At 69.7% G+C, this 15,363-nt stretch carries 16 protein-coding genes; 5 read left to right on the top strand and 11 right to left on the bottom strand.

Annotated elements, in window-relative coordinates:
• The first annotated feature begins 21 nt into the window (after positions 1–21).
• Positions 22–978: a P-loop NTPase gene (locus FHR20_RS11005; RefSeq protein ID WP_167299695.1), complete on the top strand. Its 957-nt coding sequence runs from the start codon at positions 22–24 to the stop codon at positions 976–978.
• Positions 979–982: 4 nt separating this feature from the next.
• Positions 983–1,411 carry a CoA-binding protein gene (locus FHR20_RS11000; protein WP_167299694.1) on the top strand — a complete coding sequence of 143 codons (429 nt, stop codon included), beginning with the start codon at positions 983–985 and terminating at the stop codon, positions 1,409–1,411.
• Here the strand turns inward: FHR20_RS11000 and FHR20_RS10995 are convergent.
• Positions 1,396–2,982, bottom strand: a complete 1,587-nt coding sequence (locus tag FHR20_RS10995; RefSeq protein WP_167299693.1) for a winged helix-turn-helix domain-containing protein — start codon at positions 2,980–2,982, stop codon at positions 1,396–1,398. The genes FHR20_RS11000 and FHR20_RS10995 overlap by 16 nt on opposite strands.
• 165 nt (positions 2,983–3,147) lie before the next feature.
• Here FHR20_RS10995 and FHR20_RS10990 point away from each other — a divergent pair, with 165 nt between their 5' ends.
• Entirely contained in the window at positions 3,148–3,447 is a 300-nt protein-coding gene (locus FHR20_RS10990; protein WP_167299692.1) for a UrcA family protein, read from the top strand.
• Positions 3,448–3,497: 50 nt separating this feature from the next.
• Here the strand turns inward: FHR20_RS10990 and FHR20_RS10985 are convergent, their stop codons facing one another.
• From FHR20_RS10985 to FHR20_RS10970, 4 genes are all read right to left on the bottom strand, one after another.
• Positions 3,498–4,610, bottom strand: a complete 1,113-nt coding sequence (locus FHR20_RS10985; RefSeq protein WP_167299691.1) for an aminotransferase class V-fold PLP-dependent enzyme — start codon at positions 4,608–4,610, stop codon at positions 3,498–3,500.
• On the bottom strand, positions 4,607–5,371 hold the full coding sequence (locus FHR20_RS10980; RefSeq protein WP_167299690.1) for a tryptophan 2,3-dioxygenase: 765 nt from the start codon (positions 5,369–5,371) through the stop codon (positions 4,607–4,609). Before FHR20_RS10980 ends, FHR20_RS10985 begins: the two co-directional genes overlap by 4 nt.
• 263 nt (positions 5,372–5,634) lie before the next feature.
• On the bottom strand, positions 5,635–6,453 hold the full coding sequence (dapD, locus tag FHR20_RS10975) for a 2,3,4,5-tetrahydropyridine-2,6-dicarboxylate N-succinyltransferase (protein WP_167299689.1): 819 nt from the start codon (positions 6,451–6,453) through the stop codon (positions 5,635–5,637).
• Positions 6,450–7,118 (bottom strand): pyrimidine 5'-nucleotidase, encoded by a 669-nt coding sequence (locus FHR20_RS10970; RefSeq protein ID WP_167299688.1) that lies wholly within the window; start codon positions 7,116–7,118, stop codon positions 6,450–6,452. The genes dapD and FHR20_RS10970 overlap by 4 nt, the downstream gene beginning before the upstream one ends.
• A gap of 148 nt (positions 7,119–7,266) precedes the next feature.
• Between FHR20_RS10970 and FHR20_RS10965 the strand changes: the two genes are divergently transcribed.
• On the top strand, positions 7,267–8,277 hold the full coding sequence (locus FHR20_RS10965; protein ID WP_167299687.1) for an LLM class flavin-dependent oxidoreductase: 1,011 nt from the start codon (positions 7,267–7,269) through the stop codon (positions 8,275–8,277).
• Between the two features lie 17 nt (positions 8,278–8,294).
• Here the strand turns inward: FHR20_RS10965 and FHR20_RS10960 are convergent, their stop codons facing one another.
• From FHR20_RS10960 to FHR20_RS10945, 4 genes are all read right to left on the bottom strand, one after another.
• Positions 8,295–8,783, bottom strand: coding sequence for a hypothetical protein (locus FHR20_RS10960; protein WP_167299686.1), 489 nt, complete (start codon positions 8,781–8,783; stop codon positions 8,295–8,297).
• 222 nt (positions 8,784–9,005) lie between these two features.
• Positions 9,006–10,343, bottom strand: a complete 1,338-nt coding sequence (locus FHR20_RS10955) for a sensor histidine kinase (protein WP_243857369.1) — start codon at positions 10,341–10,343, stop codon at positions 9,006–9,008.
• A gap of 112 nt (positions 10,344–10,455) precedes the next feature.
• Positions 10,456–11,124: a response regulator transcription factor gene (locus tag FHR20_RS10950; RefSeq protein WP_086128141.1), complete on the bottom strand. Its 669-nt coding sequence runs from the start codon at positions 11,122–11,124 to the stop codon at positions 10,456–10,458.
• Between the two features lie 20 nt (positions 11,125–11,144).
• Entirely contained in the window at positions 11,145–11,447 is a 303-nt protein-coding gene (locus FHR20_RS10945; protein WP_243857367.1) for a hypothetical protein, read from the bottom strand.
• 104 nt (positions 11,448–11,551) lie between these two features.
• On the opposite strand from FHR20_RS10945, the gene FHR20_RS10940 reads away from it, so the two are divergent.
• Entirely contained in the window at positions 11,552–13,342 is a 1,791-nt protein-coding gene (locus FHR20_RS10940) for an ABC-F family ATP-binding cassette domain-containing protein (protein WP_167299684.1), read from the top strand.
• A gap of 80 nt (positions 13,343–13,422) precedes the next feature.
• Here FHR20_RS10940 and FHR20_RS10935 read toward each other — a convergent pair whose 3' ends face one another.
• Both FHR20_RS10935 and FHR20_RS10930 read right to left on the bottom strand, forming a co-directional pair.
• Complete coding sequence (locus FHR20_RS10935) at positions 13,423–14,373, bottom strand: histidine kinase dimerization/phosphoacceptor domain -containing protein (protein ID WP_167299683.1); 951 nt, start codon at positions 14,371–14,373, stop codon at positions 13,423–13,425.
• Positions 14,374–14,511: 138 nt separating this feature from the next.
• Positions 14,512–15,324, bottom strand: a complete 813-nt coding sequence (locus tag FHR20_RS10930) for a DUF815 domain-containing protein (RefSeq protein ID WP_167299682.1) — start codon at positions 15,322–15,324, stop codon at positions 14,512–14,514.
• Between the last annotated feature and the right edge of the window lie 39 nt (positions 15,325–15,363).

The following is a 15,363-nucleotide window of genomic DNA, read 5'->3' as shown; positions in this document are numbered from 1 at the left end:
TGTGCGCCTATCTGGCACGCGATGACCGACAATGAAGCCCTTGCGGCCGCGCTCGAACCCGTCTCCGCCGGCCGTGCCACTGCCCGTCTCGAAGGGGCCCGCGCCAGCATCGTGCTCGACGTGACCGGGCTCGGCGAAGCCGCGCGCGCAGAGCTCGAAGCCGATGTCCGCGCCGCCGCTGCCGCCCTGCCGGGGATCGACGCGGTGCGCGTGCTGATGACCAGCGAGCGCCGCACCCGGCGGCTGATCGCGGTGGCGAGCGGCAAGGGCGGAGTGGGCAAGTCGACCGTCGCGGCCAACCTCGCCATCGCGCTGCACGCGCGCGGGCGCCGGGTCGGGCTGGTCGATGCCGACATCTACGGCCCCTCGCAGCCGAGGCTGATGGGCGTGGAGGGCGTGCGGCCCCAGGCGCGTGAGAAAGTGTTGCTGCCGGTCGAGACCCGTTTCGGCGTGCCGATGCTGTCGATGGGCGGGCTGGTGGCCGAGGGGCAGGCGATCGCCTGGCGCGGGCCGATGGCGGGCGGCGCGCTCGGCCAGCTGGTCGATGCCGATTGGGGCGATGCCGAGCTGCTGGTGCTCGATCTGCCGCCGGGCACCGGCGACGTGCAGCTCACGATGATCCAGAAGCACAAGCCGGCGGGCGCGGTGATCGTCTCCACGCCGCAGGACCTGGCGCTGATCGACGCCACCCGGGCGATCGACCTGTTCAACAAGGCCGGCGTACCGGTGATCGGCCTGATCGAGAACATGTCGGGCTATGCCTGCCCGCATTGCGGCGAAGTCTCCGATCCGTTCGGGGCGGGCGGCGCCGAGGCGGCGGCGGCGAAGCTCGGCATTCCGTTCCTCGGCCGCGTGCCGCTCGAGATGGCGATCCGCGCCGCTTCCGACGCGGGCGAGCCGCCGGCCGCGGGGAACGGACCCGCGGCCCAGCTGTTTGCCGGATTGGCGGGGCGGGTGGACGACTGGCTGAAAGGATGAAGCGATGCCGCTGACGCGGGACGAGGACATCAGGGCGCTGCTGGAGAGCGTGCGCACCATCGCGATGATCGGCGCATCCGATCGGCCCGATCGGCCGAGCTATGGCGTGATGGCCTTTCTCCAGCGCCAGGGCTACCGCGTGATCCCGGTCAATCCGCAGATCACCGGCGAGCATGTGCATGGCGAGTTCGTGTTCCGCGCGCTCTCCCAGATCGGCGAGCCGATCGACTTGGTCGACATCTTCCGCCGCCCCCAGGCCGCCGGCGAGGCGGTGGACGAGGCGATCGCTGCCGGCGCCAGGGCGGTGTGGATGCAATTGGGCGTGATCAACGCCGAAGCTGCCGCCCGCGCCGAGGCGGCGGGCCTCAAGGTGGTGATGGATCGCTGCCCGGCGATCGAGATCCCCCGGCTGGGGATTCAGCCCGTCGCCTGATAGTCGGGTCGCACGCCCGCGTCCTTCCAGTAGCGGACCAGCCCGATCTCCTCGGCAAGGCGCAGGAAGCGCGGATCGGCGCGCATCGCCGTGGTCGAGGGCAGGAACAGCATATGGGTGCGCCGGGCGCTGCGCCGCGTATAGGTGCCCTGTTCGGTGGAAAAGCGCAGCTCGCCCGGATCGAAGCCGCGGGCGAAGAAATAGGCGTCGGCGACGGCGAAGGCCTCGTCCGGCCGGCCGAGCGCGGACAGGAACTGCATGCCGTTCTCGGCGAAGCCCGCGCCGCGATGCGCGCCTTCGAGCGCAGCGGCGACGGCAGCGTCGATATCGCGCGGTGCCCGGCTGAGCATCGCGCGCGCCACCGTCAGCACCTGTGCGAAATTCCAGTCGGGGATGCCGGTCGGGCGCGTCTCGCGATTTTCGCCCAGCGCGATCGCCTCGCGCGCGCGGCCGGTATACATCAGCACGTAGAAGCGCGTGAACCACACCGCGAAATGGGTGGGGAATAGCGCGACCGCGTCGTCCATCGCCTTGTCGGCTTCGTCGAGCCGGCCGGTGGCCCACAGGGTCTGGATGTGCGTATAGGCGAGGCCCGGATTGGGCGGCATGCGCCTCCAGATCCCGTCCAGCAGGTTGGCGGCCTCCGCGCAGCGGCCCACGCCCAGCATCATGCCGGCCAGCGCGCTGGTCAGCATCTCGTTGCCGGGATGCTGGGCGAGGCTGGTGCGCAGCCCGCGCTCGGCGGCGAGCCAGTTGCCGAGCACCGGCTTGCCCAGCCCCTCCGCGGCGAGGGCATAGGCATTGCGGGGATCGAGCGCCAGGGCGCGGCGACGCGCCTCGGCGGCGCGGGTGCGCATGTCCGCTTCGAACCGTTGCGGCCAGCCGACCGCCGCCGCCGAGTAGGATAGGGCGAGCAGGCCCCAGCCATCGGCATAGTCGGGCCGCAGCAGCACCACGCGGCGCAGCAGGCCGATCGCCTGGTTGCTGCCCTCCACCGTGCCCTGGGTCATCGCCATCTGCGCCTGGATCATCAGTGGCGCAATGTCCTCGGGCGGTTTTTGCTGCCCAGGCACGGAGGGCGCCATGCCGAAGCGGCGCCAGGCGAGGAACCCGCCGCTCGCGGCCAGCGCCACGCCGGCCCCGGTGAACATCGCGCGCCGATCGAGCTTCAGGCGGTGTAGTTCGGTGCGCATCCCCTCCAGCGCGGCGTCGCGCGATATGGGAAGATCGGCGGCATCGCCCGCGCGCATCAGCCGGTAGCCCACCTTGGTGACCGTCTCGATCCGGAAGCTGCGCTGGCCGATCCCCTCGGCGGCGCGGCGCAGGCGCGAGATCACGCGGTTGATCGCGTCCTCGCCCACGACGCGCCCCTCCCAGCACGAGCGAGTCAGGTCGTCGCGGCTCAGGATCGCGCCGTCTGCCCTGGCGAGCGCGACGAGCACCTGCATCACCCGCGGTTCGAGCACTTCCTCGGTGCCGTCGTCGCGGGCGAGCTGGCGCAGCGCCGGGCGCACTTCGAGCCCGCCCAGCCGAAACGCCGCTTCATGTGCCAGATCGATGCGGCCCTCCACGCCCCTCCCATCTCCGTATTTCGCTTCGCGCGCCACCCTATCGGCGAATCATCGGCATTTCATCAGCTCTTCATCGGCTCGTCATCCTCTCTGCCGGGCGCTTTCCGGGCGATCAGATCGAGGTCCCGGCACGATGCCGGAAATCCCCATGGAAGGGAGCCAGACATGCCCAGGTTCATCGCCGCCCTCGCCGCCGCCACGCTGCTCGCCGTCCCCGCCCTGGCCGAGGGCCGGCCGGAGCGAAGCGCCACCGTTCGCCATGCCGATCTCGACCTGAACAGCGCCGCCGGGCGCGCCGCGCTCGACCGCCGCCTCGCCGCCGCGACCGAGCAGGTCTGCGGTTCCTATGCGGGCGCCGACCAGGACGAAGCGGGCCGGATCCAGCGCTGCCGCGCCACGGTCGAGCGCGACGTCGGCCGCCAGCTGGCCGCTCGCTGGGGCGCCGCGCGAGTCGCGCGCCGCTGAACTTCCTCACGGCCGGGCAGGGCCGCGCATTGCCCGCCCGGCCGCTTTTTCTAGCGGAGTTCGGAAAGCGCCTCGATCAGCCGCGCCACGTCGCGCGCGTCCTGGTAGAGGCCGAAGCCGATGCGCAGCACGTCGCCGCGCACATCGGTGATCACTTCCTCGGCTTCCAGCACGGCCTTCCAGCGCTGGGCGTTCGGGGAGCGGAGCGCCAGGAAGCGCGCGGGGCTGCCCGGATTGAGCAGCTCGGCCGCGATCGGCAGGCCGGCGAGCAGTTGCGCGCGCAGGCCATCGACATGCGCCGCGATCGCCGCGGTGGTGAGGCCTTCCTCACGAAGCATGTCGCGCACCGCGACGAAGCGGTAGATGCCCGAAGGATCGAAGGTCGCGCCCAGGAAGCGGCGGCCGTCCGGGGCGTAGCCGATGCTGCCCGGCGGCAGCGACAGGTCCTCGAACTCGGCATACCAGCCGGTGACTTCCGGCCGCGGGCCGAAGCCGGGCGGGGCGTGGAGGAACGCGCAGCCTTCCCCGGCCATGGCGTATTTATAGCCGCCGGCGAGGTAGAAGACCTTGTCGGCCACCGCCGACAGGTCGGTCTCCAGCGCCATGAAGCCGTGATAGCCGTCGATCACCACCCAGGGGCCGTCGGGCCGGGCGAGCGCGGCGAGCGCGGCGATGTCCTTCAGCACATGGCCGGTGCCGAACTGGACCTGGCTGACGAAGATCAGGTCGTGCCCGCCCGCCTTCGCGCGCTCGGCGATCCGGTCCAGCGGCGCGCGTTCGACGATCGCCGTGCCCGCTTCCTCCCAGCGCGCGGCCTGGCGGCGGAAGCTGTGGAACTCGCCGTCGCTGGCAAGGATGCGCAACGGCCGGCGCGGCAGCGCCGAGGCGATGGCGAGCAGCAGCATATGGGTGTTCGGAGCGAACACCAGGGTGCCCGGATCGGGCAGCCCGAGTTCGGCCGCGACATGCGCCTGGGCCGCGGGCCAGATCTCGCCCATCACCCGCTCCCATTTGCGGTCGGCAAGGCGCACGCCGTCCTCCCAGGCGGCGAGCTGGCCGACATAGGAGGCATCGGGCCACAGATGATGCGAATGCGCGGCGAAGTGCAGCCGCTCGGGCGCCGCCGCCAGCGCGCGCTGGAACAGGTGCTTGTAGCCGGTCACAGCTGGGTCCGCAGCGTCCAGAGTTCGGGGAAGGCGCGCTTGGCCAGCGTCGATTCGAGATAGGGGACGCCGGGCGTGCCGCCGGTGCCGGGCTTCATGCCGATCACCCGGCTCACGGTGATGACGTGCTTGTGCCGCCAGGTGGCGAGCGCATCGTCGATATCGACCAGCTTCTCGGCGAGCTGGTACAGCTCCCACCAGCGCGTGGTGTCGCGATAGACTTCGGCCCAGGCATCCTCGACTGCCTTGCTGGGTACATAGGGCTTGCGCCAATCGCGCTCCAGCGCCTCGGCCGGCACGGCGAAGCCAGCGCGGGCGAGCGCGGCATTCGCTTCGTCCCACAGGCTGGGCAGCACCGCGACTTGCGTGGTGAGCGGCCCCGGCACGCCGCCGCCGCGCAGGCCCAGCATCGTCTCGACCGCGCGGAACTGGTCCGACTGGAAGCCCGAGCTGGTGCCCAGCACTTCGCGGAAGCGCGTATAGTCGGTGGGCGTCATCGTCGCGAGCACGTCCCAGCTGAGCGTCATCACCGCCTGGATGCGGCTGACCCGGGCGAGCGACTTATATGCTTCCACCGGCTTGTCGGCGCGGACCAGATCGAGCGCCGCGCGCAGCTCGGCGATCATCTGCTTGAGCCAGAGTTCCTTGGTCTGGTGGATGATGATGAAGAGCAGCTCGTCATGCCGGTCCGACAGCGGATGCTGGGCTGCGAGCAGCTGGTCGAGGGCGAGATAGCGCCCATAGGTCATGCTTTCGGTCATGCCCCGGCATATCGCCTGGCGGTGGCCCCTGCATCCGTTTTCGTGGCCCTAGCGATCGAGCGGGGCGAGGTCGCGCCATGGCCCTTTCCGGCCGTTCGCCCGCGGCGCGATCGATCCGCCGACCTGACCGGCATCACCCGCCGCTTCTACCGTCCCCGGGGCAAGGGGACGGCATTCGTGCGCACGCGCGCCGCCGATCGGTCGCCGCCGACCCGGCCCATGGGTTGCGCATGGCGGCCACCGTGACCGGCATCCGGCGAGGATCAGTCGCGCAGCAGCTCGTTGATCCCGGTCTTCGAGCGGGTCTGGGCGTCCACCGTCTTCACGATCACCGCGCAATAGAGGCCGGGCTTGCCGGCCTCGCCCGGGATCGTGCCCGGCACCACCACCGAATAGGGCGGGACATGGCCGCGATGCACTTCGCCGGTGGCGCGGTCGATGATCTTGGTCGAGGCGCCGAGATAGACGCCCATCGAGAGCACGGCGCCTTCGCCGACGCGCACGCCCTCGGCCACTTCGGCGCGCGCGCCGATAAAGGCGCCGTCGCCGATGATCACCGGATCGGCCTGGAGCGGCTCGAGCACGCCGCCGATGCCGACGCCGCCCGACAGATGGACGTTCCGGCCGATCTGCGCGCAGCTGCCCACGGTGGCCCAGGTGTCGACCATCGTGCCCTCGCCGACATGGGCGCCGATATTGACGAAGCTCGGCATCAGCACCGCACCCCTGGCGATATGCGCCCCGTGGCGGACGACCGAGCCGGGCACGGCGCGGAAACCGGCCTGGCGGAACGCGTCCTCGCCCCAATTGGCGAACTTCGACGGCACCTTGTCGAACCAGTTGGCGCCGCCCGGGCCCTGGATCACCTGGTTGTCGTTGAGGCGGAAGCTGAGCAGCACCGCCTTTTTCAGCCACTGGTTGACCTGCCAGCCATCCGAAACCGGCTCGGCGACGCGCGCTTCGCCACGGTCGAGCAGGTTCAGCGCCTCGGCCACCGCCTCGCGTACCGCGCCCTCGGTGCCGAAGCCCAGATTGGCGCGGTCTTCCCAGGCGGCGTCGATGGTCGTCTGCAGGTCGGTCATTCGGAAGTCTCCAGGATGCTGTGGAGCCAGGCTCCGAGATCGTTGACGGTATAGTCGATGAAGCCGCGCTCCGTGTCGGGCGCCTGTTCGGAGCCATTGTCGATCCACACCGTGGTCATGCCGATCGCCTTGGCGGGCTCCAGATTGCGCGCCATGTCCTCGACGAACAGGCTATGCGCCGGGTCGAGGCCGTACGCGTCGCACAGGCCCCGATAGGCCAGCGGATCCGGCTTGGGGCGATAGCCGGTCGCATGGACGTCGTGGATCGCCTCGAAAGTGGCGCCCAGGCCGAGCCTGTCGAGCACCCGCGTCGCATAGGGGGCGTCGCCGTTGGTGAAGACGAGCTTGCGGCCGGGCAGGCGGGCGAGCGCCGCGACCAGCGTCTCGTTCACTTCGAGCACGCTCATGTCGACGTCGTGCACGTCCGCCAGATAATGGTGGGGATCGGTGCCGTGCTCGGCCATCAGCCCGGCCAGCGTGGTGCCGTGCGCGTGGAAATAGCCCTTCTGCACCTTGTGCGCCTCGGCTGCGTCGAGCCCGAGGAGGTTCTGGACATATTGGCCGATCCGCGCGTCGATCATCGCGAACAGGTTGGCGCTCACCGGGTAGAGCGTGTTGTCCAGATCGAAGATCCAGTTGCGGATGTGCGACAGGGCGGGGTCCATGTCCGGGGCGGTTAGGCCGAGCGGGCCGGGCTATCAAGGCTTCTCTCGCCGGGGCGACGGATATGAGCCGCGGCGACGGATGATTGCTTCGGCGGCGACGATGAAAACTTTATGGCAGAGCGTGCTGGGCCTCCCCATCTGGCGCTCCATGACTGCCTATTCCCTGCTCGACCTCGTTCCCATCGTCCAGGGCGGGAACGCCGCCCAGGCCCTTGCCAACGCCGCCGATCTGGCCGCCCATGTCGAAGGGCTCGGCTTCACCCGCTACTGGGTGGCCGAGCATCACGGGATGGACGGCATCGCGAGCGCCGCCACCGCGGTGGTGATCGCGCATGTCGGCCAGGCGACTTCGACGATCCGGGTCGGCGCGGGCGGGATCATGCTGCCCAACCATGCGCCGCTGCAGGTGGCCGAGCAGTTCGGCACGCTGGACGCGCTCTTCCCCGGCCGGGTCGATCTTGGCCTCGGCCGCGCGCCGGGATCGGACCAGCGCGTCTCCGCCGCGATCCGCCGGGGCCTGGGCAGCGACGGCAACGAGTTCCCGCGCGACGTGGCCGAGCTGCAGAGCTATTTCGCCGATGATGGCCGCACCGGCATCCGCGCCACGCCGGGCGCGGGAGCGAAGGTCGATATCTGGATTCTCGGCTCCAGCCTGTTCGGCGCGCAGCTCGCGGCGATGCTGGGGCTGCCCTATGCCTTTGCCTCGCATTTCGCGCCCGGGCTGCTCGACGAGGCGATCGATGCGTATCGCCGCAACTTCCGCCCCTCCGCGGCACTGGAGAAGCCGCATCTGATGCTGGGCTTCAACGTCTTCGCCGCCGATACCGATGCGGAGGCGGAGTATCTCGCCAGCTCGCAGCAACAGGCCTTTGTCGCGATCCGCACCACCGGCAAGGGCATCCAGCTGCCGCCGCCGGTGCAGGGCTATCGCGAAACCCTGGGCGGGCATGGCAATGCGATGCTCGATCAGGTGCTGTCGGCAAGTGCGATCGGCGGGCCGGACAGGGTGCGCGCGCAGCTCGCCGCCTTCGTCGCCCGCACCGGCGCCGACGAGCTGATGCTCACCAGCGCGATGTTCGATCACCAGGCCCGCAGGAAGAGCCTGTCGCTCGCCGCCGAGGCGATGCGGGGGCTCCAGGTCGATTTGAGCGGGGTATGACGCATAGTGGCAGGCGATCACGCCTGCCGGTCGATCACCCAGCCGGTCGCCGAATCGCCATTGCCTCGCGTCCCGGCATTGCCGCCATAGGTGGTGGTGCCCGACGCGGCGGCATCGCGCAGCTTCTGGAGGAAGGCGGACATCGCATCGAGCCGGCGCGCCGCGGCTTCGCTGATCGGGGTGCCGGTGTCGTCGCCCGGGATCTCGTCGCCCGATGGCGGGGGGCTGCCGGGGCCGTCATCGGGCCCCTCCGCGAAGAAGCGCCTGAGCTCGGCCGCCTGGTCGTCGGTCAGCGCGCCGCGCCTCGTCTGCGCGTCGATCAGTCCGTCGATCCGGCCCTTCATGCCGCCCGTACCGCTGCCGGGATGATCCGAGGCGAGGCTGGAATCGATCGTGCCGAGCGCGCCGCGCAGCGCATCCCGATCGTCGGCGCTGATCGTGCCGGCCGAGGCCGCCGCCGCGATCCGCGCATCCATCCGCTGCGCTATCGAGGAAATGGAAGTCATCGCTGGTCCTTCGCGTCTACAATCCCCGGAGTGGAGTCTAGCACATGAGTGCTAATATGTTGTAAACAAAGGATTATATGGTGGCGGATCGCGATTGGGCGGCGCCGGCCCCAGAAACCGGCGCCGCCACGTGACCCGACGGACAAAAGAGGGCAATCCGCGAGTTCGCGAACGCTCTGCGTCCGGTTCGTCGCAGCCGAATTTCAGTTTGTTGCAATCGCCTCAGCTGGCGGCGGGCAGGCGCAGGCGCACGAGCAGGCCGCCCAGATCCTCGCTTTCCTCGAGGCTGACGGTGCCGTCATAGATTTCGGCGACGTCGCGCACGATGGCGAGGCCCAGGCCCGTGCCGGGCTTGCCGCTGTCCAGCCGCACGCCGCGATCGAAGATGCGGATGCGATCGGCCTCGGGGATGCCGCGGCCGTCGTCCTCGACGAGGATCTCGACGAACCCGGCCTGCACCCCGGCGGTGATGAACACGCTGCCGCCGCCATATTTGGCGGCATTCTCGACCAGGTTGCCGAGCAGGTCGTCCAGGTCCTGCCGCTCGATATGGGCGACCAGGTCCTTCTGTCCGTCGATGTCGATGCGGACATTCGGATAGAGCCGGGCGACCGCACGCTCGACCGCCTCGATCGACGGCCAGACCTGGGCGCGGCTGTGCGCCGAGCCGCGGCGGCCGACGGCGCGGGCGCGGGCGAGGTGATGGTCGATCTGGCGGCGCATCGTGCGCGCCTCGCGGATCACGGCCTGGGCAAGGTCGGGCTGGCCGGCGGCCGCCGCGTTCATGATCACGCTCAGCGGCGTCTTGAGCGCATGGGCGAGGTTGCCGGCATGGCGCCGGGCCTCCTCGGCCTGGCGGTCGTTATGCTCGACCAGCGCGTTGAGCTCCTCGACCATCGGCGCGACTTCGGCGGGCATCGCGCCTTCGACGCGCGTCGATTCGCCGGCGCGCAGCCGCGCGATCTCCTGGCGCACCCGGCGCAGCGGCAGCAGCCCGTACCAGGTCTGCAGCGCCACCATGATGACCAGGCCGAGCCCGAGCAGCACGAAGCTGCGCACCAGGGTGCGGCGCAGCTGGGCGATCTGCCCGTCCAGCGTCTCGCGGCTCTGCGCCACCTGGAAGCGCCAGCGCACGTTCGATCCCGGCAGCACGGCGTCGCGCTCGGCGACGCGCAGCAGCTGGCCGGGAAGCTGGCGGCTGTCATAGACGTGCACGTTGGTGTCGCTGTGCTGCTGGTCGACCTTGAGCTTCTGGTCCCAGAGCGAGCGCGAGGGGAAGGCTTCGTGGCCCTTGCCGCTGATCTGCCAATAGGCGCCGGAATTATATTCGAGGAAGCGCTGGTCGGCGAGCTCGCGGTTGAGCATCACGTCGCCATTCTGGTCGAGCTCGGCGGAGAAGATCATCGCCTTGAGCAGATAGTCGAGCTGATCGTCGAAATTCTTGGTGACGGTGGTCACCAGCACCCGGTCGAGGGCGATGCCGCCGCCGACGAGCAGCAGCATGATCCAGGCGGTCGCGACCAGCAGCATGCGCCGGCTCACCGATCCGGTGGTGCGCATATAATGGCGCGACGGCACCTCGCCCGGCGCGACGGGCTCCGGCTCGGTGAGGGGCCGACCGAACAGGCGCCGGCGCAGCCCGCCTAGAGTCTGGGCGAGCCGTGCCATCCGCTCAGGCGTCGGCCGGCTCTTCCAGGCTGTAGCCCAGGCCGCGGATGGTGGTGATCACATCGGCGCCCAGCTTCTTGCGGATGCGCGTGACGAAGACTTCGATCGTGTTCGAATCGCGATCGAAATCCTGGTCGTAGATATGCTCGATCAGCTCGGTGCGGCTCACCACCTTGCCCTTGTGGTGGAGCAGGTAGCTGAGCAGCTTGTATTCCTGGGCGGTCAGCTTCACCGGCTCGCCGCCGCGCGTGACCTTGCCCGAGCGCGTGTCGAGCCGGATGTCGCCCGCGGTCAGCTCGGCGGAGGCATTGCCCGAGGCGCGGCGGATCAGGGCGCGCAGCCGGGCGATCAGTTCCTCGGTCTGGAACGGCTTGGCGACATAGTCGTCGGCGCCGGCATCGAGGCCGGCCACCTTGTCCGACCAGCTGTCGCGCGCGGTGAGCACCAGGACCGGCGTGGTCTTGCCTTCCTTGCGCCAGCGGTCGAGCACGGTCAGCCCGTCGATCTCCGGCAGGCCGAGATCGAGGATGATCGCGTCATATTGCTCGTTGGAGCCGAGATAGAGGCCCTCCTCGCCATCGGTGGCGAGATCCACCGCATAGCCCGCGCCTTCCAGCGCGTTGCGGAGCTGCTGCCCCAGGTTCGGCTCATCCTCGACGATCAGCAGTCGCATGTCATTCCCCTCGCCGGGCCCTAATCGCCCGTTTTGCGGACGATCGCGCCGGTCCGGCCGTCGACGTCCACCCAGATCACCGATCCATTGCGCAGGAACTTCAGCGTGTAAACTTCCGTTGCGGGATCATAGTCGAAACCGAGATATTGGGCCCCGGGCAACCGCGGCACCACGCGACGCTCGATCTCGCGTACCGAGAGCGGCGGCCCGGCCTGGCGCCGGGGGCGGCCGTCCGAATCCTGATGCCCATCCGGCTGCGCAGCCGCAGTCCCGGCGGGCGCGAACGCCGCCAGACAGGCGCAAAGGATGGGCGTCACCAACATCTTCATGGCAGATGGCATAGGGTCCGGGCATTGAATAGCCCCTGAACGCACGCTTCAGCCGGCGGTAACTTGCCGGGCCCGTCGCGGGCCCCTAGGTGGCGCGCATGGCTGCACCTGTCCTCGCTTACGAAAATCTCGGTCTCGTCCAGGGCCATGGCTGGCTGTTCCGCGGCCTGAACCTCTATATCGGCGAGCGCGACCGGCTGGCGCTGATCGGCCGCAACGGCGCGGGCAAGACGACGCTGCTCAAGCTGATCGCCGGCAGCATCGACGGCGACGAGGGCCGCCGCACCATCGTGCCGGGCACGCATGTCGTGCTGCTCGAGCAGGAGCCGCGGATGGAAGGCTGCGCGACCTTGCTCGACTATGTGCTCTCCGGCAGCGACGCCCCGCCCCGGCACGAGGCGGAGGCGATCGCCGACCAGCTCGGCATCGACCTGGGCCGCGACGCGAAGACGGCGTCGGGCGGCGAACGCCGCCGCGCCGCGATCGCGCGGGCATTGGCGCAGAACCCCGACGTGCTGCTGCTCGACGAGCCGACCAACCATCTCGACCTTGCCGCCATCGAGTGGCTCGAGGACTGGCTGAGCCGCTTCACCGGCGCGTTCATCGTGATCAGCCACGACCGCACCTTCCTCACCCGCCTCACCCGCTCGACCCTGTGGCTCGACCGCGGCACGATCCGCCGCGCGGAAGTCGGGTTCGGCGGGTTCGAGGCCTGGACCGACCAGGTCTATGCCGAGGAGGAGCGCAACGCGCAGCGCCTCGATGCCAAGCTCAAGATCGAGGAGCATTGGCTCCAGCGCGGCGTCACCGGCCGGCGCCGGCGCAACCAGGGGCGGCTCGAGAAGCTGAAGGAAATGCGCGCCACCCGCGCCGCGATGATGGGGCCGCAGGGGGCCGCCAAGCTGGCCACCGCCGCCGACGACAGCAATACCAAGGTGGTGATCGACGCCAAGCACGTCACCAAGCGCTTCGGCGCCGGGGAGAATCAGCGCACGATCATCAAGGACCTGACCTTCCGCGTCACCCGGGGCGACCGGATCGGCATCGTCGGCGCGAACGGCGCGGGCAAGTCGACCCTGCTCAAGCTCCTGACCGGCGAGATCCAGCCCGACGAAGGCAGCGTGAAGCTCTCCAACACGCTGAACGGAGTGATCATCGACCAGCAGCGGAGTCTCATGGATCCCGCCAAGTCCGTCCGTGACGTGCTGGCGGACGGCGGCGACTGGGTCGAGGTGCTGGGCGTGCGGAAGCACGTCCATGGCTATCTCAAGGAGTTCCTGTTCGACCCCTCGATCGCCGAGGCGAAGATCGCCACGCTATCGGGCGGCGAACGCTCGCGGCTGCTGCTGGCGCGCGAGTTCGCTCGTCATTCGAACCTGCTGGTGCTCGACGAGCCGACCAACGATCTCGATCTCGAGACGCTCGACCTGCTCCAGGAGGTGATCGCCGATTACGAAGGCACCGTGCTGATCGTCAGCCACGACCGCGATTTCCTCGATCGCACGGTAACGGTGACGCTCGGGCTCGACGGATCGGGGATGGTGGACGTGGTGGTCGGCGGCTATGCCGATTGGGAAGCCAAGCGCCGGCCGAAGATCGAGGCGAGGAAGGCCGCGCCCAAGCCCGTGCCGGCGGCCGAAGCGCCGAAAAGGGCGACCAAGCTCAGCTACAAGGACCAGCGCGACTATGATCTGCTGCCCAGGCGGATCGAGGAGATCGAGGCGCAGATCGCCAGGGACGAGACGGCGCTGGCCGATCCCGATCTCTATGCGAAGGACCCGGGCAGATTCTCGAAGCTCAGCGACGGCATCTCGAAGCTGCGGGACGAGAAGGACGCGGCGGAGATGCGCTGGCTGGAGCTGGCGGAGATGGTGGAAGCGCTGGGCTGAGGCGCGACGGCGCCGCAATCCCGACCGTTACCCCGGCCTTGTCCCGGGGGTGACGGGGGTTTGGGCATGATCTGCCTGGCTCAAGCTTCCAGCACCACCGTGACCACCGTCCCGCCGGGGCCGGTCTCCGTCGTCGCCGTGCCGCGTGCCTGCCGGACGAAGCCGTCGATCAGCTTCTGGCCGAGCCCGCCATCCTTGCGGGGCCTGGCATCGGCGGGCATGCCCACGCCGTCGTCGCGCACCACCAGCCTCCAGCCCTGCGGCGTCGCTTCGAACCGCACTTCGATCCGCCCGCTTTCGCGCCCCGCAAAGGCGTGCTTGGCGGCGTTGGTCACCAGTTCGTTGACGATCAGCCCGATCGAGACGGCGCGGTCGCGCGGGATCGCGCCATGGTCGCACGCGCAGTCGAGCGTGATCGCGCCGCGCAGGAACAGCGCATCGGCCAGTGCCGCGCTCAGTTCCTCGAGATAGACCGCCATGTCGACTGCGCCGTGCGACGCCGCCGCGCCGCGATAGAGGTGCCGGTGCGCCCGGGCGATGCTGTCCACCCGGGCGAGCGCCGAGGAGAGGGCCGCCTGGGTCTCCGCCTCCCGTGCGCGGCGGCGCTGCATGTCGAGCAGGGCGGCGACCAGCGTGAAATTGTTCTTCACCCGGTGATCGAATTCCTCGAGGAACAGGTCGCGCTCGGCTATCTCGCGGTCGCGCTCGTCGGAGGCGCGGCGCACGGCGCGGCGGAACAGCTCGGCGATCACGATCACCGCCAGATAGTTGATCGCCGCCAGCGCCAGCCGCGCGGTTTCGTCCGGCGACTTGAGCGCCAGCGTGTGCCGCACCGGCAGCACGAAATACCAGCTGTAGAGCAAGGTGAGCACGCCGGTCAGCAGCCCCGCCTGCCACCGCCCGAACAGCGTCGCGATCAGGATGGCGGGGAAGCCGAGCACGAACGGGCCGGCGGCGGGCGCGAAGCTGTCGATCGCGGTGCGCAGCCCGATGGCCATGGCGGTGGCGAGCAACCCCAGGCCAAGCTGCACGATCCATGTGCCACGCCCGCTCGGCGCCAGCCGGTCGAGAAGATCGGTTTCGCCTATTCGCCCCATGGCACGAGCAGGGACTGGCCGCCGATGAGAGTCAAGCGTCCTCGCCGGTCTTTTTGATCTGGATCAGTGCAATTACAGATTGCGCCCCGATCTTCCTGCAAGGTCAATCACATATTGCCATGCGACCCGTCCCGAACGGCTGCCGCGCCGCGTTGCCCAGCCGATCGCGTCGACCGGATCGAAGCCGAGGCCATGCGCATCGGCATAGGCGCGGACGATGTCGACATAGGTGTCCTGGTCGACGACATGGAAGCCGAGACTGAGCCCGAACCGGTCGGCCAGCGCCAGGCCGTCGTCCGCCGAATCGCGCGGATTGATCGCGCTCGATTGCTCGGCAATGTCGCGGACGACGAGGTGGCGGCGGTTCGAAGTGACGAGCAGCCGCGCGTTGTTCGGCCGGGCCTCGGCCCCGCCCTGGAGCAGCGAGCGCAATGCCCGCGCATCGCCTGCTCCGTCGAAGCCGAGATCGTCGAGGAACACGGCGAAGGGCCGGCCGGTCGTGCCGAGCAGTCCGAACAGTTCGGGCAGGGTGGCGAGTTCGGTGGTCACCGCCTCGACCAGGGCGAGGCGCCCGCCCCGTGCCTGAACCGCGGCGACCGCACTCTTCACCAGCGCCGACTTGCCGGTGCCGCGCGCGCCCCAGAGCAGCACGTCCTGCGCGGCATGGCCTTCGGAAAGCCGGGCGAGGTTCGCCACCAGCGCCTCGCGCTGCGAATCCACGCCGCGCAGGATCTCGATCGGAAGCGGATCGAACACGCGCGCCGGGGCCAGGCCATGCCCGCGCCATACATAGGCGGGATGCGCCTCGAGATCGGCGGGCGGCGGCGGCGGCGGAGCGAGCCGGTCGAGCGCATCGGCGATGCGGGCGAGGATCTCTTCGTTCATGGGGGTGGCTATAGCGAGGTGCCGTCGCCGGCTCACCCC

Origin of the sequence: Sphingomonas leidyi, assembly GCF_011761945.1 — a bacterium.
In the GTDB taxonomy this organism is placed as follows: domain Bacteria; phylum Pseudomonadota; class Alphaproteobacteria; order Sphingomonadales; family Sphingomonadaceae; genus Sphingomonas; species Sphingomonas leidyi.
The sequence above is the reverse complement of the archived record's forward strand: the minus strand, read 5'-3'. Positions and strand labels throughout refer to the sequence as shown.